Raw genomic sequence first — 24,557 nt, forward strand, 5'->3', positions numbered from 1 at the left:
TTAAGGGGTGAATTTAAACATGAATGCCAAGCCAGCTTGAGATCGCGCCCGTCGTATAGACAAAGACGCGATCATCGTTGTTAAGTTCAGGACTGGTAGTAGTGCGAACGGGTTTACCGGAACTATCGAGGGAAACGGGAATTTTGAAGCGGGCAAGAAACAGAGATGTGGGATGAATTAGGCTTTTTTCGTCGCCTTGTTCAGGTAAGCGGTTTGGGTTATCGTGCTCCCAATGTTGAGTTCCAGACTGCCAGGAATCGAAAATCAGGTCGCGGAGTTTAGTCCATCGCTCTGTAGAATTGGCGATCGTTGATAGCGGCTTGGGGGGACTGCTGGCAGCGGATGAATCGGGAATATGCCACGGTTGTTGCGGCAGTTGGGGCTGGTCTTCCTGCCGCAAAATCAGTTTCAATTCATAGCTATCGCGAATCCGCGACGGCGCGACGGCATCTAAGGCATCAAATGCACCTGCCGCAAACGCGGGCGTTCTGCCCCGTTCATGTGGCACAAACCGGAGAAATACATCGGCAATCACAAATTGGTTGCTGCCCTCCGTGTGAACGTTCAAACTATTTGCGTTCTTTCGCTGGTTGACGAGCCAACGTTTAAGCCGAATACAAGATGGTTTCGGAACCTCAATGAGGCGACCAAGGCGATCGAGGGCTAAACCGGGTTCCACAATCACCTCTTCCTCTTTGGCAGGCTGCGGATTGGTGCCTGTGGTTGCAGGTTGATCAGGTTGAAATCGGACACGCAACCCTGCTAGAGTGCCGCCTCCCTGTAAATACGCCAGCGATCGCGCCAGCCGACTACGGTGATAAAGTTGCTCGGCTTGAAAATCTTCCGCATCGAGCAGCACTCCAGTGGCATAGTACAGACGATCTGGCGATGCTGTATCAGAGGATTCGACCAGGGGATCGACCATTTCTGGTAGCGAGTTTGACCCATTACTGTGATTACTCATCCTTAACTCCGCGCTGTAATTTCAACAACTTTTTCACTGATGACACTTTGATTGCCTGCCTCGTCTTCAACGATTAGTTGAAACGTGTATTTACCCGGTTGTAGACCCGCTTCTACAACAACAGTGGGGGTTTGAGTAACAATCAGTTGATCGGGCGCAAAGGTTGGCATGACAGGTTTGTCCTTTATAAGGTTAAGGATTGGGTGGAGTTGGCGAGACTGGAGGACGGCGAATAATTGGGATTGGACCTGGGATTGGACGCTGCGGAATCGGCACCATTTGCCAGATATACTTAGCGATCTTTCCAGGGGGGAGATCTGTGGAGCGCTCACCAGACAGAGTAAAACTTTTGCCAAATTCAGCTTGAGGGGGCGCGTCAATCACAGCAGTTGGACGTTGCAAATCCTTCACTACCACTTCCACAACTTGAGGATCGGACGCGTTGCCGCTGTCGTCCACGACCACGAGTTGAAAGCGGTAAACGCCTGCCGCGAGGGGCTGTGCGGGATCAACCGTAACTTCAATTTTGGGCTCAATCGTTTCGATAGGGGTATTTAAGCTAAAAGTTGCCATTGGGATCTCCTGGGTAAACCTGAGTGAGAAAAACGGTCACGGTTGTTGAATAAGCTTCCAGATATAACGAGTAAGATTCCTCCCTGTTGTAGCTTGAGAAGTGCTGGCATCAAGTTGGAAAGACTGCCCTTGAGCGATCGCGGTTGGAGCGGCAATGTCAGCCGTTGGCGATCGCTGCTTATAGACTGCCGGATCGATGCCGCCCTCTAGTCGAGGATCGAGACTGGCAGGACGCTGAATCACATCATTTAGTCCAACGCGGCTACGTCCAACTCTCACTGCACGAGGTTTGACTTCAGAGGTTAAATAAGTATCTACACCTACTAGCGATGCCACACTAATTAAAAAGGGATGGGAGGTTGTTACTACTCGGGCTTCTACATGCGCCGGCGTTTCCAGTTCCACAACCCGTCGAATTAAACCTAGATTTTGCGGTTCCACCTCCTGATGCACAAACACAGTGACGCGATAGGCAAGTTCATCAAAAAATTCGCCGATCGCTGCTGTTGTGGATTGCGTGGTTGCGTTGGGTCTTCGTGTCTGAGTCGCAGGAGCAGCCCGCTGAAGCAGACGGTTTGGTAAATCGGCAGAAAACAGTGCTAAAAATTCCCGGTGCGTTTCATCACCTAAAATGAGCGTGTCACCCACGTAAGAATTGCCGCTGATGACAAGACCGCCCAACAGCGGATCGGTTTCATTCGCCAAGTCAGCCCCTAGAATTGTGGCGAAAGTGCGCCGCAGCCGAAAGTTTTCCAGCACCACAATTTCACCGCCGGAGATACTACCAGTTGCTAGTTCTAGTGCCAACTTTAAGCCTGCCAACGTGCCCCTTTTACGGAACAATGTGGGAGCCGCTTGCAACAACTGCTTGCGTCGATTAACTGGATAAACTGAATCAAAGCTAATCCCAATCCAACTCCCCAACCATTCCAGCACCTCTTCGGGGGCAGTCCGGGGATCGCTCAATAAGTAAGCACTGGCAATTTTGTCTTCAAGCGGCGTGAGAATGCCTTCAATATTGCCCAGGAAGCGTTCGAGAAAATCGGCAGGGGTACTACGTCCAACCTGATCGCGATCGCTGCCAAACACCTGTTCGCGATACAGTTCCGGCAGGTATTGATTCAGATAGGAAAAGCGAGAGCCATACGCTCGCAGTGCTGCTAGTTCTGGAGTATGGCTGCCATCTCCTGTGAGTCGCACTCGCACCCATAAATAGCGACCTTGCAGCGATCTCACCGTCCGATTAGCTCGTTGAATCAGCACGGTAAACAGTCCCGATTTTTGGGGATCTGGAGGCATATTGAGTAAGCCAGGATGGTAGGGCACTTCTGAGGTGGCGGACATCCAAACGGCGCGTGGAGTGGTGCCATCCCCTGCTGCAAATGTTTCCCCCACCTGATGTTCATACCAGTTCTGCACCGTTTCAATCTGGTGACTATCGGTTGCCGCTAGGAAGATTTGGATGCCGCAATGAGGCGGAATTATGGCTTCTAGGTACAAACGATGCCAAACGGTTTGCGTACTACCGCTATCAATGGGCAACCACTGATCGCCGACTTGAGATCCACCCAGGGTTTCCCCAGATTCTACAAACGTTTGGAGGGAGAGGGGATAGAGCGGGGCAGTACCCTTTGGTACGAGATAGTGCGGCGGCAGAGTGACACCCGCAACAAACGCACTGTTAGTAAAGTCGCGCAGGGGATGAAAATCTCCGATCGCCGCAACGCTAGGATGCTTCGTCTTTACCCATACTGACGATAAAACCCCGTCTTGCTGCATTGAAGCTAGGGACTGGTTGATTGACTCAACAACTTCGTACACTAGCGCTTCAGTTGTAAGGTGTGGCAACAAAACCGCGATGCGCTGATTGTCTACCCAAGTCAAACTGTAAGCAAACTGTGTATCTTCCAGAATGACAGCGGTTGTCCATTCACCAAACTGATTCAGACAACGAATCTGGGATCGCTCCCCTACCCAGGTTAATACTGCCAAAACGCCATCAGGACTGCATGCGATCGCCACGGGTTCTTCGCCAACGGGCAATATCGCTTTAGTCCATATCGTAAGTTTTGGAGCGGTCAACGCATCGGGGCAAGTACGAAACTGATCAGATGGCGACGCAATCAAGGTATGAGGAGAACGAGGCAATCCCTGGGTACGTCCAATTAGATGTCGGGTACGATCAAGTACCCACACACCACCAGAAGAGTCGGCAGCTAATCGCCAAGGATGGAAGTTTTCTGCAATCAGGCGAAAAGGCTGCCAGCGTTCGCGCCGATCAACCAGTAGAACCACTCCGGTTTCCAGCGCCCCGTATAGCACATCGTCGTAGCCCATTATTAAGCTAGTCGGGCGCTCATCAGTGGACAAACCTATAATTGGAATAGCAGTCGGGAGTGCCCCGGTTGCTTTGATCTGCTTTGCTGTTGCGTCCCAAAAGGCTCGAGTATCGTAACGATCGCGGGTTTGAGGCACTTGCTCCAAGCGTGAGCGGGCGGTAGATTCGGGAGTCGCTCCACTAGGTGCAGGTGAGGCAAGTCTGCTAGGTCGCCGACTGGCAAGGTGCAAACGATCACACTCACGGTTATATACCAACGAGGGTGAATCACTCGCAATCTGCCAATGTTCCGCCTGCGTCAGCATCCAGAACCGGAGTCCGTTCGCATCCATCTAGCACACCTCCGGCACAACAGGCACCGCGACGCTAGTGGTTCCGGTTCCATTGTCGGAGCCACCTGCGCCTGCATCGTTTGCACCCGGAACCGTTCCATTCCAAGTTCCATTTCCCGTCGAGGACGGAACCAAGGTTTTAGGGGCTGCTGAACCCACCACTGCAACCACAGCTAGCAATTCCGGTAGCTGCCATGGAGCCAGGGTCAGGCTAGCAACCTTGCCGTTTGCCTTTATTAGCTGCCAGTCACCGTGTCCTTGCTGCTTCCGAAATAAATACAGTTCCTCAACCGTACTGATTCCTGGCACCCGCGCCACAATTACCTCTAATTCCCGATCAGATACGGCTCTGCCCAATTGCCAGCCTTTGCCTTGAGAACCTCCGGATGGTAATGACCACAAGAAGCGACGCAGGGCTTCTCGCACGTCTACCAAAACGCTGTCCTGCCCAAAGCCATCCTGAATCTGCACTGCCACGCTAATTCCCAAAGGTTGGTAGTCACAGCCAATCACATAAAGTTCGGTTGCCAACGGGCGGCGACTGTCAAGGTAGGCATGAATGGTTTCTAAAAGCAGGCGATCGGGGCGGGGGTTAGGCGGTTCCGTTGAGCCTTGCTGCGGCAAAACCATAACTGAAATCACGCCGGGAACGCCCATTCGTCGCTGCTGTGGCTTAAAGCGCGGCAAGATTTCAACTCGTCCGACTCGAATCCCCGGTGCAGTCGCGACCAATCGGCGATAATCGTCTTCGGTCACAGCGCGATCACGATGGCGAAACAAATCTGGAATTCGTCGTTCGGCTTCTGTTAGAGTTTCTGCATCACTGCCGCCATCAGTGGCGAGCGGTTGCACAACTTTGAGTTTTGCGGTGGGTGGTTTGCCGTCTAGCAATTTGGCAGTTGCCACTTCGGTTAAGTGTCCGGGGGGTAAATTGCCGCTAGTACCGCCGCCCGATCTCATGAAGGCAACCCGAATTCGCCGCCCTGTTCCGGGAATTCTGCCCCGCAAACTGTCCCCAAATCGAATCGTTCCGGCTTCACTATCTGGTTGGTAAACTGAACCATTGGTGATTTCCCGTCCCGCTAGTGCCAAATCCTCAATCGCGCTCCACGGTTGCCAGCCCTGATCCGGTTCTTCCACCTCAATTTGCAGCGTCGCCAGTTCAACAGATGTATCGGGTAACGCGAAGACCTGATCTGCGCTGCCATCGCTCGTTCCAATCACTCGTGCAGTTAAGGTTTGGCGCTGGTCAATTTCGACCGCGTTGATGCCGACCCAACTGAGCGAGAGCGAGAGCGTATCCAACCGGGTTGGACGCAAGCGCAACCATGCCACTAGGCGATTAGCAATTTGTGGCGTATCAATACGCGGGGGAGAGTCGCCTGTGCCTGCCATCAATCCTTCCGAAGTTCGCACGTCATTGCTAGGAACACCAATCTGACTGGTAGCAGGCAGCGCTAGCCGCATCACCCCTTGCCGAGTCAAGCCTGCACTCGAATCTGCCACCACCCGCAACGGTATATATTGGGGGTTGCCAGCTATCGTACGACCCGTACTGATTTCCCAAACAAATGGAATCTGAATGCGGGAACGAATCTCTTCAAACTCATCTGCAAAGGCAATCGTAGGTACAACGCCCACATTCAGCAGCGGTTGCCCGCCTGTAGGATTTGTGCCCAACGTTTCCCGCACTTGACGAACGACATCCGATTCCAGTTTTGGCGCAAGTAACGCCACCCAGAGAGAGTGATCTAACGTTTTTTGGACAATATCAAATCCCGCGATGTCTGGTTGTCCATTCGCAAACACAGGTTTGGTGAAGTATGGGGCAGCGGCTCCTGGTGGCAGTTGATAAATTTGCTGTAAACCCGTCACCACGTTGGCATACTTGGCTTGTTCAGCGTGGGTAAGAGGTGCTTTGTGATAGGCAATCGCCGTGACGGGAAATACGGTAATTTCACTGCGGGTCTCAAAGTTTACCGAACCCTTAATGGTGACATAGGGTTGTAGAGTTGATGAGGCTGTTGTGATCGTGTCATTGATCGCCAAACTGACAATGCCCTGAGCTGGAACCGCTGGACGCAGGGGTACTCCCAACAATCGTAAAAAGGCTAATCGTTGCCGCTCTGGAATCAAGTTAGCGCGATACAGCAGGGTATCGCCCAACCAGGCAAACAGTTCCAGTAACGTCCGCCCCGGATCGCCTGAGCGGGGATTGGTCCACTCCGGGGTATGTGCCGGAATGCGGGCAATAAGCTCCTCAACTAAGTCTTCAAAGTTGCGATCATCAAGCGACGGAATGGGAATCGGCATTGTCTATTCCTCTAGTTATCTTCTAGCTGCATCGTTAACCCGAGTTCTTGAACAACGCCTGATCGTCGCAGTCGGTACAAAATCCCCACTCGTAAATGAGCCGGTTGATCAGGTACTTCTTCAACTTCCACACGATCGAGTAGAATGCGCGGTTCCCAGCGAGTAAGCGACTCGGCGATGCGATCGCGAATTCTTCGTCGCGTCATTAGGGTATTTGGTTCATGCAAAAAGTTTTCTAACCCCGCACCAAACTCTGGACGCATTAATTGCTCACCGGGGCGCGTTCGCAAAATCACCTGGATGATCTGGCGCACACTAATTTCTAGTGTGGGATACGTGAGTTGTCCGTGATCGTCGGGGACAGGCAAGAGTGGAAAACTGAGCAGGGGAGGAGGCAACATAGGAAAGAATTTAGTGATAACGAGGGAAACATTATTTCTTGGGGAAAATCCCTTTGGGAACCGGAATACAGATTTTGATCGAGAACAACCACCAAAACACAAAGTTAAACAGTTTGAGAAAGAGATTGAGAACGATGTACGCACATAGCGTGATGATGGGGATATTGAACGAGCAAATCCAGTCAAAGCCGCTGTCGTCGCTATTGCTACCCTTGCCGTCAAGCAGTTTTTTTAAGTCATCATTATCTCGCAGAAAATTAAATAGCCTGGGCGGTACGGCAAACGCAACGTTAGGTTTAATGGCAGCGATCGCTTTAGCGTCGAGAACATCAGGCAGCGTAATTCTGACGGGCGGCAGATCGGGGTTGTTGGCGTACCAAGGAGCGATCGTGAATGGGTTGCTATATTCACTCCAGGTAATTTTAGGCGGACAACTATCTGGCGATTTGACCCGGACAAATGCTCGCACTTGATATCGAGCGGTTAAATCGTCGTAGCGTCCTTCGCCTGCTGTAATCTTGGCAAGGTGGTTCATCCACTGCGATCGCATCATCTCCACGATTGCTTGGCTCTGAGCGGATGATACTTTCGACCACATCAGGGGCATTTCAAAGGTTCCTTCTTCGCGATCGACTAAAATGCGGGCTGCCTGCTGAAGAAAGTCCCCCAAGGGTTGAACTTGCTCAGTTTGAGTTGTGATCGAAAGCTGATTGAGCAACAGCAGAAAGTCAGCCTGCTCAAACGCATTGAACTGCAATTTTAAGTGCTGTAACGAGGTAATGAACTTAGTCAGGTGACGGTTCTCAGCACTGCTTTGATCGGTCAAGATTGCATCTACCGCAGTTACAGTAAACCGTTTTTGATCGGTCAAGATTGCATCTACCGCAGTTACAATAAACCGGTTTCCTGCATTAGTTTCAGGGCGAGATTTGCCTCGGTGAAGGTAGTAGGGTAAATAGAGTCTTTTGATGAGGCGATCAAGTTGATATTGCTTGTCTAGAGTTAGATTAGGAAGAAGCGGAGGGGATTCACTCACCTCGAAGCTAGTTACGGGAATTAAGCCATACAAAATTGTGCGTCCAGTCTTGGTACAGATTTCCGGCGGTGCAACAAATAATGAAGACACAGTCTCTGAAAATTTTGGCGAAAACCGATCAATCTCAGGATGTAAAACCGTTTGTCTAGGTCGGCGGCTAGGGTCAGGGTCGAGATCTTCATTCTCTGAGAGGGGCGGAACAAACTCGACCCAGCTCTGCGATCTCGTCCATTTCCGCTGCTGGTCGTTCCAAATGCGTTGCTGTCGCCAGCCCATGTGAATCGGTTTAGATGTACCTTCTTTCGACGAACTGCTGCTTTGAGATAAGTTGCTTTCTAGTAAATCATCTTTTTCCTTATCTTTTTCAAATATGCGCCTTACCACTAAACCAGCACTCTCAATTTTTTGCGGATCGAGCCGCGATTGCAAATGAGGATTTCTAAGCGGATCACAGACTACTTCCAACATGGCAACATAGAAGGTGCGATGTACGGGTTGGAGGAGCGTCAATTCCTGATTTGGCGAAGGTTGAATTTGCCCAGACAGGTCAGCAACACCGCGATCGCCTGCCAATTCTGTCAAAATCCCAGCAATAAAATCGGGATCAGTGCGCTTCAAAATCACAGGTTTGAGACCCTCTGCAAATCCTGAATTGGGTTTGTCTTGCAGTTGACTGCTGCCAACTCCCTGTAAAACAATCTCATGATGCACTCTCGGTTCTGTCTGTACATTTACCTGCATTACCATACGTTTCCGGCTCCTGGAGTATAAGTGCTGGCAATAACGGTTGTAGCTTGCAGCACATCACATTTCACAACACCCGAAAATTGGGACAAGGCAGCGTTTACCGTTACCATGCCCGCAGTAACCTCAGCCTGACTCGCGCTCACGGTTAGCTTGCTGGGTGTCTGGACTGAGACACCAGATGGATCGACGGTAATTATTGTCCCTGCTGCTTGAAATTCCATCTTGCCTCCGTCTGCATCGGTCAATGTGCCGCTAACGCCGTTTGGTGTTTCAAACGAGATCGTTGCAGTTCCAGCACTTTCCTCAACGATCGCGATTCGGGTTCCAGCTTTGCCGACCAGCGTCCAGCGATCAACGCGATCGCCCCCCAAACGTTCTGGTGCCTTGGCATTGCCATTCCACAAGCTCCCCACCACGATCGGCAAACGTGGATCGCCATTCACAAAATTGATTAATACCTCATCACCCACGTCGGGCAGCAGAAAGGCACCGCGATTTGCACCCGCAAACGGAACTGCCACGCGTGCCCAGATTGCGGCATTTTGATCGTCTACACCGTTGAAGTTGAAGAGCCGCACCTGTACCCTCGCTAAGTTAAGTGGATCGTCTACCGATACCACTTCTGCCAAATAATGACTATTAAATGTGCCTGCTGTGGGAATTTCAAAAAGTGTTGATTGCATCCGTCAACTCCAAACGATGATTTGTGCATTGTGATTTCAGCCTTTACCTACCACCGCCCCAAAAGGCGCTCTCTGCCTCAAAATCTGTTTCATAGCCACGGATACCATCGAAGCGATGACACACGCGAGTCACGTAGTAACTGTTGTCAAAGCGATCGCCCATTCCCAGTAATGAAACATGCGTTCCCACCCGCAAAGCCGGATTGCCTTCTGCCGTACCCTCAACTTGGACAAAGCGATGAGCGCGGGCATCAAACGCTGCATCCGCGATCGCATGAGCTTCGGCTTCGCTTGTTGCCGCGAGATGGGCAATATGATGCGACCGACTTCCAACCGCATTTGCCAAAATCTGAGCACCCATCCATCCAGTTCCTGGACCGCGATGAACACCCGTGCTGCTCACCGCAAATGGTTGCCCCTGCTCTGGATTCCAACCGCTTACCGTTATCTGAGTTACCTGATGGGCAAGGTCAGCAAGAATACGAACTCGCCGCAGTTGGCTATGAATATGCAGTTCTAAGCTACCACGCCGAACCTCTCCACGCGGCGAAACATGCAGTTCCGTCCCCACCACTTGCAGGTCACCGTCATACCTTGCTAGCACTCGCCGCAAAAATGCCAAATCACTTTCATCCATCTGCACCTGAGTAGTAATCGCGTCGGTAAAGCCCGTAATGATAGGGGTCAGGCTCAGTCGTTGAGCAAGTTGGCGAATAAGATCCGCAATAGAGGGATTTTCATAGATCTGGGTGCGTCTTGCCATGCGTGCTTGCTGCAAGCTGTCCTCTGCTAGCACCAGCAAGGTCGGTGCGCCATCCGCTGAAAATTCTGCTTCCAAGCCAGTAATCATGCCGCGAAAAATCTCTTGGGGAGCCATTTCATCACCGCTATAGACCGCAATCGCCGCTCCCAGTTTAAGGATGCGATCGTCTTCAAATGCCAGCCCTGCCCCTCCCTCTGGATCGCTAGCAATATTGTTAAATCGCAACTCTAAGGATGACAGCCCCCCCTCTTGCTCGACCATCTCCATCCCAATCAGCAACTCGCTGACCTTAGCGTAGGACTGCAAGTTAATTTGCACCGTGGGACGGGCGCTATAGACTGCCAGGGTTGTAGTAGGAGCTTCAGGCATAGGGCAACAGGTGAATGAGAAGGGTTTAATCAGCTTTTAATCGAGCCGCTCGACGATCGCGGTGGCGGAGCCAGTGATGCAGTTTTTCGGGATCTGGTTGAGTCGGTCGGGGGTCCGGGTGTGGCTCAGTAGAAGGAGTCGCTTCATCTGCAACAACACTGCCTTGCACTTCATCAAACACAACGGGCATCACTAACCTCCATTAAATTGAATACGACCTTGCAAACTGGCAGCCCCCCCCACATCAGCACTCAGGCTGGCAGAACCTTCGCTACTCGCTTGTCCGCCTACCTGAAAACTGGCTCCCGCACCTGTGGCATAGCTAAATGACTCGCTGGACTGAATCAGGTGTCTGGTATTTAACCGAACTTGCGATCGCGTCAATTGCACAGGCGATCGCAAACCTGCAAACGAACTGCCACTTATACGGGCGATTGAACTGTCATTGCCGCGAATTCCTGCGCCACCGCTGATGCCAATACCACCCTCAATACCTGTACCACCACTGATCCCGGCATCGATACCACCACTAATGCCTGCTTCACCACTAATTCCGGCTGTAATCCCACCACTGACTCCCAATCCCACCCCTGCCCCTATGCTCACCTGTCCGGTGGCAAAGGCAACTGGAGGATTAAGTTGAATGCTGGCATCGAGCGCGATCGCGCCGCTGGGAAACCGAATCGTCTCTTGAAAATTAGCAGATGCCAAAGCGCGAAAAGCAGCAGGATTGCCACCAAGAGAGGTGATATCAGCAAGACTGTTTCCGCTGGAGACACTCATAACTAGAGGATCTTTGGAGCGCTCTTTGGCGTTGTCTTGATCTCCTTCAAAAACTTCATCTTGTGCAGCAAACGATAGATTAATCGTTGCTCGCAGGGGAACGCCACTGGGGGCAAAGAAATCCAGTGTTTCCTTGTAAGAATCGATCATGCCTTCAAACTTGAATGTCCCCCATTCAAATACAACCACTGGCGGAGCCTTGTCCGAATCTGGTTTCATCAAGTTAGCAATCTTCTGCGTCCGCAATCGCACATCCTGACCTAAATCAGTCGTATCAAAAACTAAAGCTAGCGACAGCTTCGCGCTAGTTTTAGTCGTGTACTGCGTCTTACTATCGGCTTTAGGCGTTAGTGAATTAGTTACGCTGTAGTCCAGAGAAACTGGATTAAACTGCACTTCGATCGCAGACCGACTACCCGATCGCGGTGTAAGCTTTGCAAGCTGAATTTCAGTCATGCTTACCCTCCAATGCCGGATAAAGAGAATCGTCGGGGAATGTCGAGTAATCGCAACCCTTCGTGGGCGAGATGCAACTCTTCAATTCCAATGTCAGTTGATTTGGCATTAAAATCGGCTGATTTGAACTTAACTGGCAAGGCTTTGTCGAGTTGCCAAGACATAACTCCATCTCCTGCGGTATCAAACAAGGTAATCGTGACAGTTAGTCGATAGGTGTAAGCCCCTTGCAGGCTTGCTATTTCAAACCATCTCCACAAATCACGACTTGTGGTCATGCCACGCTTGAGAATGACGGTGGCGAAGGTTACGGTACCAACTCGTTGGGCAGCTCCATAGTTACGTCCCCCCTCTTTGATCACTTTTGGCTCCATCGTGGCTTCCAATCCAGTGCAATCTGAAAATGCTCCTCCACAGAGAGGAATCGAGGCATTGCTACTGCCGCTGAGGCGGGCTTCATCGAAGTCCACCCAAAAGCGAAACATTGGTAGCGGATAAAGTAGGTCTGGCATGAGGATAAACAGTGATTTGAGTAAAAATTAGTGGTCGCGAGACAAAGACAACTGTCCGCCCTCGTTCATGGCAAGGGTGAGGGTAATTTGTTCGATAGGCATTGCGGCTGTAAACTGCACAGTGGCGATCGTTCGACCATTGTCCAGATCGGATTGCGTCATCGTGGTGCGATCGCAGCGAACTTGAAATGCTTCAGCAGCCGTTTTTCCCCACAGTGCCCCTGCTTGAAAAAGACCAAGCAGCACACGATCTAAACTCGTTTTCATCTGGCTCCAAAGGGTTGCCCCAGAAGCGCTGAAGGCATATTCCTCACCCAAACGACGGGCAGTGCGAAGAATTAGCGCCACCAAGCGATTGACGCTGGCAAGCCGATACTCTTCGTTAAGGCTGGTTGTCACATCCGACAAGAGCCGTAGCCCAGCCGGAGTGGCACCCAACAGAGAAACTCTTTCAATCAGGCTATGATGTGCAGCCGTAGCGGTCGGCTGATCTAGGTAGGGCTGATACAGTTGGTCACGAGTCAGGACCGGAGAGAGAATTTGCACATCGGCAAGATGCGAACTCGCAGCACTGCGAAAGCTGCCAAGAGTTATCGCAGTGCGGGCAAGAATTCCAACCAACACTCCATCAGGGCTTTCAAGCTGTTGAGGGAGATTCAATGATCCCGGTGTTTGCACCCAAGGATAGACAAGTTGGACAAATGCGCTGGCAATTCCATCTTGATGATCGCGAGGATGATTTGCGAGGGGGGGATTTGCCCCAGTCATTGATGCTAGTAAATTTCGTTCTACTGCAACCCCAGGAATTGGTAGCGGAACCGCAACGACCAACTGCACTTCTCGTAAAGAAGGTGTACTGCGATGCGACTGCACCAGCAATTCAGCCACAAGATGCACGGCTCTCGCCCAATCTGCATATCCGGCTGCATCACACTGCGGCACCTGCAAGGAGAGAGCTACCCGATTTTTAAGCGGGGGTGCTGCGAGTTCAGAACATTCAACAAACTGCTCAAGGGCAGCAATTTCTGGTTCTTCAACGGGAGGCATTTGCACTTGCACGGCATCTGGTAGATCAGGCAAACAAACAAATGAAACATCCGGCAAACCAAATAAATGTCCAATTCCTGCCCAACTGCGGCGATCGATCGCCGCAACCTCTAAACGCTCTGGATAGCCTGGAATTAGCTTTTTGATTTGTGCCAGGCGATCAACCCGCTCAGTCTTGGCAGTCCACGGGTCGCCGACCCGCACCACATAACACCTGCTGCCTCCCTGAGCAAAGAACGATCGCACGGCTGCCCCCAAATAAGTTGCGCCTTGTAATCCCTGATTGTTGTAATTCCGTTGATCCCAGGCGAACAGTTGATCAAACAGATCCCAGCGATCGATCAAGACAGGAATGTTTAGCAGAGCATCTAGATCCGCCCCTGCCCATCCCTGTTCCAACCAGCGACGCACGTTGGCTGGCAAGGGAGTGTTTCGCCTGCCCACGAACCCAATAAAGCACGCAACATCAGTGCGATTCGGGTCACTGGACAGCACAACCGATTGAGTTTCAAAGACGAGACGGTTCATGCAGGTGAATCTCAGATAAAAGCAGCAACGGGTTATTCAATCTCGATCGCTTCCGCAGACAGCACCAATTCTTCCATCGCCACATCACTCCCACCCTTTCCAGCAAGCGTAGGTCCGGTATATTTTATTGGGGTGGCACCGCGCAATTTCCAAGCTTGCACATCTGCGCCTGCTTCATCGCGCAGCACAATTTTTACCTCTTTTTTAGTGGTGTAACCATTGCGGCGAGTTTCTTTGATCCATTCCCACAAACCTTTCGAGTCGATAATGCCGCGTTTGAGAGTGACATCTCCAACCTTATGCATTCCTGGCACTTTGCGAACGTGATTTTCTTTTTCGTTGCCATTGCGATACTCGGCGATCGTGATTTCAGTATTGAGCCCCGAAACATCTGAGAAGCCTCCCATTGTTTCCCCCGAACCAATTTCCACCCGAAAGTTGAACGCCCCGTATGGATAATCTCGTGCTGCCATTAGTCGTCTCCTGTATGAATAATTGCTGGGTTACAGGCTGTGTCTGTGAAAGTCTCTTAACTCCGCGCTTCTACAGTGGTTTGACCAATTCGGAAAATGACAAACTCAGCGGGCTTAATCACGGCAACGCCGATCAGACAAATCAGCCGCCCATTGTCTAAATCGTTTTGGGTCATCGTGGAGCGATCGCACCGCACAAAAAAGGCTTCTTGAGGAGTACTGCCAAGCAGTGCCCCCGATAGCCATTCGTTGTACAAGAATGCAGAAATTGTGTCGCGAATATTTGTCCATAAACTCATTCCGTTGGGTTCAAAGACTGCCCATTGCGTGTTGCGATCAATAGAAGCTTCTAAATAGACGAAATAGCGCCGCACGTTGATATATTTCCACTCCGGATCAGAACTCACAGTCCGGGCACCCCAGACGCGATAGCCGCGACCAGAGAAGAAACGCAAACAGTTAATACCAAGCGGATTCAAGACTTCCTGTTGAGCAAAATTAATGTCGGTTTCAAACCGCAAAGCACCCCGGACAATCTCATTAGCCGGCGCTTTATAAACCCCCCGTTCCACATCATTGCGGGCATAGATACCAGCAACAAACCCCGAAGGCGGAAGTGCTAACTCAGAATGCGCGACATCTCCTGGTTTTGCTAGCGGATTCGCCACTACAACCCAGGGATAATAAAGGGCGGCGTAGGTTGAATCAATCCGACTTCGCACAGCTTTAGCTTGGGTTAAATTTGCATCTTTAGGCGTATCCAGGATTGCCACACGATACGCTTTTCGCCGCGATACATGATTGAGTAGTTCTTGCTGAACGGCTAAAAACAGCTCTTCTGAATAGGCAGAATGTCCCGGAGCTGCGACGATCGCGACATCCTCTAACGCTTCCAGAGCCTGTAAGGCAGACTTGTAACCACCCACAGTGGGATCGCTCCCGTTGGTGCCTCCCGTTAGGGTGATCTCTCGCAGAGAAGTAGCGCCAAAGATTGCCGCTCGCAACTCAAGCGCATTGACGCTTGTACTGCTTGGAGCAGTTGGATCGCCTGGATTGATCACAAGGGCAAACGGATTGCTGATAAAGTCCGATCGCCGCTGGGGAGACATCGCCAAAGCAGTGCCAATATAGCGAGGATGGCGAGCATCTAACCCCAGATCGTCGTAAATGACTTCGGTGCCGTTTGGATCACGAACGACGACTGTGACTGTAATCAGATCCAGAGTCGGTGGAAGTGGGAGTGGCGGCAGGGGCGAAACACCGGAGGGCAAAGGAGGGTTTAAATCATTCTGGTTCAAAGCAGTGTCGCCTGCCTTCCAGTCATCCAACTGTTTGGTATCAGCTTGTTTCAGAAAATACTTCTTTTCTGTCCCCTTTTCTGTCTCTTTGACTTGCAGAATGCTGCCAACCGGAGCATTACCCAAGGTTTGTTTACTGGTTGGAGATTCCTTTTGAATTAGGCTGATTTTGCCATTTCCGCCTTCCCCTTCAAAGCGCGACTTGAACAACGCTGTGGTTTTTTTCTCGCCACTAGGCAGTAAATTGTCTGACCTAGCCTCCGCACCACTGGCAAGAACTCGTGAGACATATAAACGGGAACCGCCATTGTCGAAATAAGCTCGTACAGAATGAGCGATGTAATTCGGTTTGCCATTGATGTCGTTGAGTCCACCGTAGACCCGCTCAAAATCACTGAAACTGGTCAGCAAATCGGGTGTGATCCCAGCCGGACCTTTCAGGGTTAGACCGACAAAGGCAGTCGTACTAGTGCCAACTCCCTCAATCGATTTGGAGCGAAAGCTGGTTTCTTCAACATAGACACCGGGAGCAAGATATTCAGGCACAGTCGTTTCTCCTTAACTAACAAAAGGTATGGCAGACAATGACTCAGGACAACGAAACGGCTAGAGTGGCAGAGCGATCGCGACCAGAAGCCAACGAATAAGTCAGGCTTCCAGAGCGAATACTCGCCTTTGTGGCTTCTAAATAATCAGGATCTGGAACATAGTTCGGATTTGGATCAGTAAGTGACGACAGATCAGCAGTAGCAGAAATGGGCTGCAATTCTCGATCGAACAACACCTCCAACGTGACGTTGACTTCGTTGGTTAACACAGAGTCAGTTCCGGTGGCAGAAACTCGGATCGGAATTCCTGGTACTGCAATCAGTGCTTCACCACGCCAATCAGCTTGGGCAAGCGTGATGTTCGCAGGACTGCTCTGCACCACTCGAATCAACGCCCAGGGCAATCGCTCATTGCTCGACTGATTCACGACAGTGGCGCGAAGAACCCCCCATCCCGGTGCAGTTTGAGCAATGGGTGAACGATACAACTGCACTGCAACGGGTTGAAACAAGGAATTTTCAGTAGCAGGATTAGAATTACGAGGCAGACGAATAATTCGCTGACGGGGGAGATATCGAAGCGTTGGATCGACTACTTGTAATTGAATTGAAACGCTTTCTAATTCTAAATCAGGTGTTCCCGTAGGATGAACAAAGGTCGAACAATACGCCTGTAAATTTGGATTGCCGAGAACATCGGCTATCACAAAATCACCGCTGCGATTGCGAATCAAGCGTATTCCGGGTGCCGTGACTGATAGACGATCGCGAATCGGAATTCCTGTAATTGCATCTAGAAACCGCACAGTTCCCAACACACTGCGATCAATGGACTGAACCAGCATCACCCTTCCTCCTGTGCTTGCCAAGCAAAGCGGGTCGCTACAACTGGAAGGGCATCCTCCTGATGTCCGGGATCAATCCGCACGGCTCTAGCAACATATGCCACACTCAAATGGTACGAAGGCTTCAAACGATCCCAAATTCGCATGATTTCCTCACTACTCAAATCGACCAGAACCAGTTCGATCGTTTCTCCTGTTCCCCAACCTGCTTCTGGCGACAGAGACGATGCATCAAAACAAGAATACTGATGAAGCTGTTGCATTGCCCAAGCCAATACAATTTGCTCATCGGCTGCATTATCTGCCCACACAGTCATTAAGTAATGCAGATCCAATGCAAGGGGAGTTTTTCGAGCAGACAGTCCATTTCCATTACCTAACTGGCTATTGCGTAGATGCTCATTAGTAGTAACTCGGTGCAACAATAAAGTTAAAGCGTTACTTAATTCCTCAGTTCCTGCAAGTTTGCTACTAGAAATCAGCTGGATATCAAAAGTCGGAAGATCGGTAGGATATATATTACGCAGGTAGCTCCTTAATGATTCACCAACTGCATGAATGGCGCGAAAATTTGCCATGAAAGTAAAACATTGATGATGGAGCTAAGCCAAACTGTCAATACACTGACCACTATGTCGCTATACAGCCCTTTGCAATGCAATGAATTTCACAGAAATCAATAGTGGGTTTACCTAGGCATTGAAGAACAGTACTATTTATCTCATTTGCCAAACTGATACAGTACTGCTTCTCAAGGTAGCTACAGTATTGGACTATCGTCACTCACTCTTTAGGGTGAAGTTAACAACTCGCTCTTGAAATTTCTATAAAACCCCTTTGGTATTTAATTGACCGCTAGCCGTTTGAGCATCAGTCGGATGAAGCAAAGATTCACTTCGCTGTTCACCTTTGTATAGGGATGGTTGCTGTTGGCGAGTGTGGTATGGGTATCTCATGTCGGTGCTAGTGCTGCAAAACGTGACACCCGAAGTTTAAGTAATGGCTCTCCCTTAAGCCAAGACACAATCTGAGCCAAGTTCATCGCTAGAACGGTGAGCACACGCTGAAGATGCGTCTTTGCAAGTCCACAGTAGAGTCATCGTGTCTGAGCGTATAATTTCCGCTTCCATTGTAATCGTGTTGACCATCAGCAGAGCATCTACCAAGTGAAGAATCCCCAGCAAAAGAAATAACTTGACACTTGTTACACCACTTCCAACCTTCTTGAATCCCCATTATTTATCTCCCTTAAAGAATAAAGGTATACCCTGCTCCCACAGTTTCATATCGCGAACCACGCAAATCGGTCTCGTAATAGCCCTGTCTTTTCAAAGTGTGCAAACTTCGATCTTATGCGGATAAAAAGTAAGCATATCTGCCCGAATTGGGATCTTACATACTGATCAAAACTCGCATAAATACCTGAATTTGGGATGTTATGTAGATTCTGTTGATAGCTTAAAAAACTTAATAGGTCAGGTTCTAGGAAGATCTTGCGGAGTTTTTAGGAAAATCTTGCGATCGCTCTCCCTAATGAAACTTGCCTGATATTCAATCTGAGATCGCAAGCAATCAGCCTTTCAGGAATTGTTTTGGCGTGACACCAACAATCTGTCTGAAATAGCGCGTCAAGTGGCTTTGATCAAAAAAGCCCACCTTGGTAGCAACTTCTGAAATGCTGAAGTGGTTGTACTTCAACAAATATTTTGCCTTTTCAATTCGACGCTGCAAAATATATTGGTGCAATGTTACGCCCATGCTTTCCTTAAATAGGCGAGAAAAATGATAAGGACTGAGTTGGACGAGCGCGGCGATTTCACTGAGTTTCAAGTCCTGAACAAGATGCTCGTTGATGTATTCTGTCACCTGCTGAAGCTTCGCTTTAGACAATCCGTTATTTGCCTCAGCAGGCTTCGGTTTCGTAGTGCTATACCTTTGCAACAAGTGAATAGTCATTGCTATTTTGAGACTATCAATGAGTAAGTAATTGCTGATTTCTTGTGCTTCCAATTCTTCTCTGAATCTCGTTAATATGCCATGCATCAAAACATCTTCTCCAGTTGAAAACTGAGGAATGAGTTCGATCTGGTCAGGATTTATCCAATCCTGACCCATTTGTTTAAGTAGTTCAGGCTCTATTGCTAAAATCATGAATCGCGACGCAGTTTCCCAATTGCAGCGATGCGTCACTCCTTCAGGGCAAATGGCAACATCTCCAATGTTTCGCTGCTCATAGTTGCGCTTGCCGTCGAACCAACGCTCTCCTGATGAGCGCGACAGCATATGAGCAAGCACATACATGGTTTGCCGATGCTCATCTAGTGCAAACTTTGGTTGTTCATGAACTTCAAGGTAGAGATTGTTCCAAGCTGCATTTGCAAAAACAGCCGAATTTGGCAACAAGGCATCCTAGGCATTTGCCTGACGAAAATCGACAAGCGTAGGCTTTTGTTCTCTCATGGTTTCACAGGTGAGTGAATTGGCATTTACAATCTGCAAAATCTCTATCTGCTTACTTCTTCCACAGCTACCCGTTTTGGAGTTTGTGTTCAAACGTAAGCAAGGCGATTGCACCCTGACAATACCCTCATGGATTATTTTTGTTGTAATAAAATATTGACAAATCAAAATTTAGCCGCTCGTTGCTCAACGATTACGACCCTTCACACAGGCTCACCCTGATTTGATACAGCAATAACAGATAGCCTTTAAACTGCACCTCAGCCTAGAAACGAAGTAGGCTAACAACTTAGTATACGGAAAATTTCCACTGTTGCTCTGGCAAAACTGCTATTGGAGTGTTGAAGCATAATTAAAGGCATGGAGATTGTGAAAGTTTTAGCTATGAGGCGGTCTTTTTTTACAGTTCAGTGCCAGTTTAATAGGTCACTTTTATTGTTCATAGTGAAAGCATTTCAATGATTACTGAATTAACGCCAGAGCAGCGGTTTTTAGTCCTAAATTGTTGGAAGAAATGGAAATCGATAGCCTTATCAACGGATAAGCTGAAGCATGAGCATGCAGCAAATACTATCAAATCTGCATATCAGCTTATGGGGTTTGAGGAACCCAACATCCTTTTCTGTAACAGTCCTCTCCAAGTGTTGCAACAGTTTGGTGATCCTCCTTCAAGTACGCCTCCGTGTAACCTGTTTGCAGTTGCCAGTGGTATGCACGAGCAATTAAGGAAGCAAGTTACTCCTCTTCTATGGACTCAGCTATGGCGACGGCAAAGTTATGCACTCGGTGCTAAACTGTCCTATTTACTTCATCCCTCTATTGCTGCACTCGAAGCTCAGTTAAAATGTCCACTCGTCGTGGAAACACACAAACAAATTAGAGCGATCGCTGGAGCCGCTGGTGATATTGCAATGTTAGATTTCTTCACTGAGACATTAGGTTGTAATCATAATTTTGCAGAGCAGTGGCACACACTACTAGCATTAATAGAAAATTGTCCCTGGCATTTTGCGTTTGAGGATGTTTGCATTGTTTACGACCGCCCGACCAAAGTTCTGTTCAATAGCAATAATCATCTCAAAGCTGGTGAAGAACCTGCGCCATATAGAGAATCGCTATCAGTGGAGTGGTAAAGGTGGAAACGCATTTGTTACTTCAATCCAAGCTGTCAATCAACCTTGCACCAGCAGCGGAGAACTTGCTCCTCTTCTGTCGCTCTCGTTGCGCCGAAATTCAAAGGCTATGTCCAGTTTGATGTTCTCAGCACTTGGTAAGTTCCAATGAAAGAATAAAAAGAGTGAATGCTTTTTAACCAGGCATTAGCATCTCCAACACTTACCCTCAAGTGCGACTTTGAGCAATAAGCTGTGTACCATATCCAGCAGTTGATGGTATGCCTCACGAGTCAAGCTGTAGATTCGTTGTCCCACCGTTTGCTTTTCATTGGCAAACGCAAATCTCTCTGATTTTCTACCCTGACAAGTTGTGTACAGTGACTTTTTTCGTGGAGACACATAATGTCGTTAAAGAAGCATAGCTAAAGCTAGGTAGCTTTAAGTGGAAAAGTAAGCTTGGTAATTCTGATAACTGATGCGGTCACTGACCAAGTTCTCTCTGCAACTATGCAACAGCAGGGGTTTTGCACAGCGACACAAATGCGTCTAATGTCATCTTAATTTGGCACTGTAGATAATTTTTTCAGTTTAATCACTCGTTTGGGTATGTTACGCACAAACTTCTAGTTCAATAATAGCTACAGTACTTTGTTATCCAAGCAGTCTATTTAGGCAGCAAAGTAGGCTGATATTATGCAGATTTGAGTCCTACTCAGAAACAAACCTTTTGCAACCTAGCTGCTTTGAGTAGGGCAAGAGGTGTGTAGGTTTTGGAAGGAAACGAACTTGCGGATAGAGAAGTTGTGAAGTTATTTCGATCCGAGCCATCCGAAAACTGAGCGTCGATTGTATGACGAACCAAAATGACCTGAGCAAGTTGAAGACTTTTGCTGATTGGTGCCGCGCCATCGATCGCCTACCAGCAGAAGCAAAACGTACCGTCGAAGCGTTGAAAGACACGATCGAATTAGGGTACTTGTTGAACTGGGAGCAGGGCGAACCAGTAGAGTCATATAATGCAGTGGTTATAGAATGCGTTTCTTCAGCTTGCACAAAATTAGATCTTAGCGACTACTACAAATCCTTCACTTTGAGCGATGTATGGGATTTGCTACCTGATGAAGTTAGGACAGATCTAGAAGCTGAGATTACAGAACGCATCATTTTAGCAAGTACAAAACTAAGCCTCCGCGACTGTGGTGGGTATTCCTACCAGATTACGGATCTGCGTCCGTTGGTATGTTTTACACATCTCACCAGCCTAGATATTAAGGGTAATGCAAAGGATTGGGCAGATCGCAGCAAACTATCTGACATTAGCGTTCTTTCGACCTTGACCAATTTAACTGAACTCGATTTGAGTGGTAACAGCATTATCGACCTGAGTCCTCTTGCTGCCTTAACTCAGTTAACTAAACTCGACCTAAGTGGTAGCACTTATATAGGTGGTATCCCCAATATTGGTGGTAACAGCATTATCGACCTGAGTCCTCTTGCTGCTTTGACTGAGTTGAGGGAGTTAAACCTCTCACGAAGCTTTGTCACAGATTTGTCCTCTCTCAAAGCTTTGAAGAATTCGACCCAGCTTGAGCTTTCTGGCGATCGAGATCATCAACTGACGGAGGTGATCGATCTCAGTCCCTTGCTTGCCTTAACGCAATTGAAGAGCCTCGATCTATCGAGTAACAAACTAACCGATCGCGCCTTAGAAACGATCGCCCAGCTTACTTCCCTAGAGCGTCTGTACATTGACGACAACCAAATTACTGACATTAGCCCTCTAGTCAGCTTGCCAAATTTGACGAATTTGAAAATTGACGACAACGACATCACGGATTTTAGCCCATTAAGTCGCTGTCAGGATTTACCAAGGGAGCCTCGACTCACGATCCGACAGCCTGCGGATCTAGATCGGTTAGCCACCTTAACAAATTTGACCTATCTAGAATTGGTGGTTGACTCCGAAATCAAGGCTGAATCTTGGCTCGATCTAACACCTCTGAGTCGGCTAACTCGGTTGACCAGGCTGAATGTCCGTAGAATTGAGGATTTGACTCCACTGCAAACGCTAACTCAGTTAACCCATCTGGAACTAGAAGGTTATGAACTGGAGAACTTAACTCCGCTGCAAACGCTAACTAAGCTGACCTATCTTGAGATTAGAAGCAAATGTCTTGCAGATTTGAGTCCGCTGAAGTTTCTCACCAAATTGACTGAATTACGAATCAGTAGCTGGAAGACCTCGATTACAGATTTAAGTCCGCTTGCTTTCTTAACTAAGCTCACTAAACTGGATCTTTCAAGTGAATTAGTTTCAGATCTGAGTCCGTTGCAAGGGCTAACTGAACTGACTTATATAGATTGTCGGAGTGCAAAAATTACCGATATTAGTCCCCTCGCAACTCTCACCAAGCTGACATGGTTGAATTTGGTCAACAATCAGATTAGCGATATCAGCCCCTTGCGATCGCTGATAAACCTGCGCGAGTTGTACATCAGCGGTAATCCGATCGCAGACACCAGTCCTTTGCTCAACTTGCCCAAACTGGAGTACAGTTCGGTGAGAATTCAGCGCCTCACTGTTTTTGCTGCAGATCATGACCCCGCTACCCCGCTCACACCACCCCCAGAACTACAACAGCAGTATCAAGCGGTGTTGACCCACCCAATCGATCGCGTTGAAGCGACGGCTGCCGTTACAGCAATGTATGCGGCAATCGGACAAGCCACCCCTGAAATCTACTTCTTTGACAGCCCCCTAGCAGGCGTAGAACGGTGTGGGCTGGAGCAGAAAACCCAAGTTCCCAGTGAAACTCTAGGTCAGCCGATCGTGGCACAGTTAGTGCAGTCAGCTATGCCTGCGGGGTCAGCAGCCTGGAAAGCCATGTGGGAGATGATGCAGTTCCAGCCCGGTGAAGCGATTCGCGCCAGCTTAGGGACTCAAATTTGGCAAGAGTCGGCTGAATCCTATCTATGGTTTCTGAACTCTGAGCAGATGGTGGCTTGTGGGTCAGATTTTGATGCGATCAAACCACGAGCATACCTGACTCCAGAGGATCTTGTTGAGGTGATCGGGGTCAGCCAGATGTATGCACAGCAAGAGGCTTCGCCGATGCAAGCATCTCACTATGCGGCTCAAGCAGCGATGCGGCAACTGTTAGCAACCTGCGGCTGGATTGTTCCCTACGAAAACGTCTGCATCGTTTGCGATCGCCCTCGCCAGGTTCGCTTAAATGATGAGAATCAACTCCATGCCACGAGCGAACCTGCGATCGAGTTTGTCGATGGCTGGCACAGTGGCTACTACCAGCAGGGACAACTGTTACTGCCTGACGTGGCTGCTATTGTAAGAGGATGGCATTTACTCGAACAAAACGACTACAACGCAGTTTTAACCTATTGTGACGACAGTATTGCAGACTATCCCAAGCAATCTGCTAGCTTTTTAACAATTCGGGGTGTGGCGCTGATGCAATTGGGATCGCTGGAGTCAGCAATGGAGACATTCGATCGAGCCATTCAATTGAATCAGAATGACTCGCTGGCTTGGTATAACCGCGCTTGTTTATGTGTTATGCAAGGACAATTCGAGCAGGCGATCGCCGATCTCCATCACGCGCTAGAACTCCACCCAGAGTTAGCCGAGTCAGCAATTAACGATGAAGATTTTGACCCAATCCGCGACCAGATTCAGTTCCTCGACGGGCAAAAATCTCAAATTTGAGGTGCTTAAGCATGACTAATGAAACTCAACAATGGTCGCAATTCGTGAAGCATCTTCAATCTAACATTTTACCTATTGATGCTCAGATTGAAGATGAGTTTGATTATCCTAGAGTTCATGGGAGGCTGCATATCTGTCACAGTATTCTGCTCGTAGAATGTATCGCTACTTTGTTGATATCAATTACTTTGCCATTCGATATGCGATCGCGTTTCGTGACTCGGCAAGATAATGATGTAGATATCTAGA

Annotated in this window: 20 protein-coding genes; 2 read left to right on the forward strand and 18 right to left on the reverse strand. The window is 49.0% G+C overall.

Annotated features, from left to right (window positions below; translation table 11 throughout):
- Positions 1–13 precede the first annotated feature (13 nt).
- From AB3R30_RS07230 to AB3R30_RS07315, 18 genes are all read right to left on the reverse strand, one after another.
- The gene (locus AB3R30_RS07230; protein WP_458648487.1) at positions 14–964 is read right to left on the reverse strand and encodes a hypothetical protein; all 951 of its coding nucleotides are present in this window, start codon (positions 962–964) and stop codon (positions 14–16) included.
- A gap of 2 nt (positions 965–966) precedes the next feature.
- Positions 967–1,134, reverse strand: coding sequence for a hypothetical protein (locus AB3R30_RS07235; RefSeq protein WP_458648488.1), 168 nt, complete (start codon positions 1,132–1,134; stop codon positions 967–969).
- A gap of 22 nt (positions 1,135–1,156) precedes the next feature.
- On the reverse strand, positions 1,157–1,537 hold the full coding sequence (locus tag AB3R30_RS07240) for a hypothetical protein (protein WP_458648489.1): 381 nt from the start codon (positions 1,535–1,537) through the stop codon (positions 1,157–1,159).
- A gap of 36 nt (positions 1,538–1,573) precedes the next feature.
- Positions 1,574–4,207, reverse strand: coding sequence for a phage tail protein (locus tag AB3R30_RS07245; RefSeq protein WP_458648490.1), 2,634 nt, complete (start codon positions 4,205–4,207; stop codon positions 1,574–1,576).
- Positions 4,208–6,520, reverse strand: a complete 2,313-nt coding sequence (locus AB3R30_RS07250) for a putative baseplate assembly protein (RefSeq protein ID WP_458648491.1) — start codon at positions 6,518–6,520, stop codon at positions 4,208–4,210.
- A gap of 11 nt (positions 6,521–6,531) precedes the next feature.
- Positions 6,532–6,921 (reverse strand): GPW/gp25 family protein, encoded by a 390-nt coding sequence (locus AB3R30_RS07255; RefSeq protein WP_458648492.1) that lies wholly within the window; start codon positions 6,919–6,921, stop codon positions 6,532–6,534.
- A 31-nt stretch (positions 6,922–6,952) separates the two neighbouring features.
- Positions 6,953–8,704, reverse strand: a complete 1,752-nt coding sequence (locus tag AB3R30_RS07260) for a hypothetical protein (protein ID WP_458648493.1) — start codon at positions 8,702–8,704, stop codon at positions 6,953–6,955.
- The gene (locus AB3R30_RS07265; RefSeq protein WP_458648494.1) at positions 8,698–9,387 is read right to left on the reverse strand and encodes a phage baseplate assembly protein V; all 690 of its coding nucleotides are present in this window, start codon (positions 9,385–9,387) and stop codon (positions 8,698–8,700) included. Before AB3R30_RS07265 ends, AB3R30_RS07260 begins: the two co-directional genes overlap by 7 nt.
- 43 nt (positions 9,388–9,430) lie before the next feature.
- Positions 9,431–10,519 (reverse strand): phage late control D family protein, encoded by a 1,089-nt coding sequence (locus AB3R30_RS07270; protein ID WP_458648495.1) that lies wholly within the window; start codon positions 10,517–10,519, stop codon positions 9,431–9,433.
- Positions 10,520–10,544: 25 nt separating this feature from the next.
- On the reverse strand, positions 10,545–10,709 hold the full coding sequence (locus AB3R30_RS07275; protein ID WP_458648496.1) for a hypothetical protein: 165 nt from the start codon (positions 10,707–10,709) through the stop codon (positions 10,545–10,547).
- 2 nt (positions 10,710–10,711) lie between these two features.
- Complete coding sequence (locus AB3R30_RS07280) at positions 10,712–11,758, reverse strand: CIS tube protein (protein WP_458648497.1); 1,047 nt, start codon at positions 11,756–11,758, stop codon at positions 10,712–10,714.
- Between the two features lie 2 nt (positions 11,759–11,760).
- Positions 11,761–12,270, reverse strand: a complete 510-nt coding sequence (locus AB3R30_RS07285) for a phage tail protein (protein ID WP_458648498.1) — start codon at positions 12,268–12,270, stop codon at positions 11,761–11,763.
- Positions 12,271–12,297: 27 nt separating this feature from the next.
- The gene (locus AB3R30_RS07290) at positions 12,298–13,845 is read right to left on the reverse strand and encodes a hypothetical protein (RefSeq protein ID WP_458648499.1); all 1,548 of its coding nucleotides are present in this window, start codon (positions 13,843–13,845) and stop codon (positions 12,298–12,300) included.
- Positions 13,846–13,877: 32 nt separating this feature from the next.
- Complete coding sequence (locus AB3R30_RS07295) at positions 13,878–14,318, reverse strand: phage tail protein (protein WP_458648500.1); 441 nt, start codon at positions 14,316–14,318, stop codon at positions 13,878–13,880.
- A 56-nt stretch (positions 14,319–14,374) separates the two neighbouring features.
- Positions 14,375–16,162, reverse strand: a complete 1,788-nt coding sequence (locus AB3R30_RS07300; protein ID WP_458648501.1) for a phage tail sheath family protein — start codon at positions 16,160–16,162, stop codon at positions 14,375–14,377.
- Positions 16,163–16,205: 43 nt separating this feature from the next.
- Positions 16,206–17,009 (reverse strand): hypothetical protein, encoded by an 804-nt coding sequence (locus AB3R30_RS07305; RefSeq protein WP_458648502.1) that lies wholly within the window; start codon positions 17,007–17,009, stop codon positions 16,206–16,208.
- Positions 17,009–17,587: a DUF4255 domain-containing protein gene (locus AB3R30_RS07310; protein ID WP_458648503.1), complete on the reverse strand. Its 579-nt coding sequence runs from the start codon at positions 17,585–17,587 to the stop codon at positions 17,009–17,011. Before AB3R30_RS07310 ends, AB3R30_RS07305 begins: the two co-directional genes overlap by 1 nt.
- A gap of 994 nt (positions 17,588–18,581) precedes the next feature.
- A complete protein-coding gene (locus tag AB3R30_RS07315; protein WP_458648504.1) occupies positions 18,582–19,409 on the reverse strand; it encodes a helix-turn-helix transcriptional regulator in 828 nt (275 codons plus the stop codon).
- 518 nt (positions 19,410–19,927) lie between these two features.
- Between AB3R30_RS07315 and AB3R30_RS07320 the strand changes: the two genes are divergently transcribed.
- Together AB3R30_RS07320 and AB3R30_RS07325 are read left to right on the forward strand one after the other, a co-directional pair.
- Positions 19,928–20,602, forward strand: a complete 675-nt coding sequence (locus AB3R30_RS07320) for a hypothetical protein (protein ID WP_458648505.1) — start codon at positions 19,928–19,930, stop codon at positions 20,600–20,602.
- An 832-nt stretch (positions 20,603–21,434) separates the two neighbouring features.
- Entirely contained in the window at positions 21,435–24,308 is a 2,874-nt protein-coding gene (locus AB3R30_RS07325) for a leucine-rich repeat domain-containing protein (protein ID WP_458648506.1), read from the forward strand.
- Positions 24,309–24,557 lie beyond the last annotated feature (249 nt).

This window comes from Sivoneniella epilithica UHCC 1019 (genome assembly GCF_040830845.1).
Lineage (GTDB): Bacteria > Cyanobacteriota > Cyanobacteriia > Leptolyngbyales > Leptolyngbyaceae > ULC077BIN1.

Coding starts and splice junctions, on each gene's coding strand:
- AB3R30_RS07230 (WP_458648487.1), bottom strand. CDS start 964: ATGAGTAATCACAGTAATGGGTCAAACTCGCTACCAGAAATGGTCGAT.
- AB3R30_RS07235 (WP_458648488.1), bottom strand. CDS start 1,134: ATGCCAACCTTTGCGCCCGATCAACTGATTGTTACTCAAACCCCCACT.
- AB3R30_RS07240 (WP_458648489.1), bottom strand. CDS start 1,537: ATGGCAACTTTTAGCTTAAATACCCCTATCGAAACGATTGAGCCCAAA.
- AB3R30_RS07245 (WP_458648490.1), bottom strand. CDS start 4,207: ATGGATGCGAACGGACTCCGGTTCTGGATGCTGACGCAGGCGGAACAT.
- AB3R30_RS07250 (WP_458648491.1), bottom strand. CDS start 6,520: ATGCCGATTCCCATTCCGTCGCTTGATGATCGCAACTTTGAAGACTTA.
- AB3R30_RS07255 (WP_458648492.1), bottom strand. CDS start 6,921: ATGTTGCCTCCTCCCCTGCTCAGTTTTCCACTCTTGCCTGTCCCCGAC.
- AB3R30_RS07260 (WP_458648493.1), bottom strand. CDS start 8,704: ATGGTAATGCAGGTAAATGTACAGACAGAACCGAGAGTGCATCATGAG.
- AB3R30_RS07265 (WP_458648494.1), bottom strand. CDS start 9,387: ATGCAATCAACACTTTTTGAAATTCCCACAGCAGGCACATTTAATAGT.
- AB3R30_RS07270 (WP_458648495.1), bottom strand. CDS start 10,519: ATGCCTGAAGCTCCTACTACAACCCTGGCAGTCTATAGCGCCCGTCCC.
- AB3R30_RS07275 (WP_458648496.1), bottom strand. CDS start 10,709: ATGCCCGTTGTGTTTGATGAAGTGCAAGGCAGTGTTGTTGCAGATGAA.
- AB3R30_RS07280 (WP_458648497.1), bottom strand. CDS start 11,758: ATGACTGAAATTCAGCTTGCAAAGCTTACACCGCGATCGGGTAGTCGG.
- AB3R30_RS07285 (WP_458648498.1), bottom strand. CDS start 12,270: ATGCCAGACCTACTTTATCCGCTACCAATGTTTCGCTTTTGGGTGGAC.
- AB3R30_RS07290 (WP_458648499.1), bottom strand. CDS start 13,845: ATGAACCGTCTCGTCTTTGAAACTCAATCGGTTGTGCTGTCCAGTGAC.
- AB3R30_RS07295 (WP_458648500.1), bottom strand. CDS start 14,318: ATGGCAGCACGAGATTATCCATACGGGGCGTTCAACTTTCGGGTGGAA.
- AB3R30_RS07305 (WP_458648502.1), bottom strand. CDS start 17,009: ATGCTGGTTCAGTCCATTGATCGCAGTGTGTTGGGAACTGTGCGGTTT.
- AB3R30_RS07310 (WP_458648503.1), bottom strand. CDS start 17,587: ATGGCAAATTTTCGCGCCATTCATGCAGTTGGTGAATCATTAAGGAGC.
- AB3R30_RS07320 (WP_458648505.1), top strand. CDS start 19,928: ATGATTACTGAATTAACGCCAGAGCAGCGGTTTTTAGTCCTAAATTGT.
- AB3R30_RS07325 (WP_458648506.1), top strand. CDS start 21,435: ATGACGAACCAAAATGACCTGAGCAAGTTGAAGACTTTTGCTGATTGG.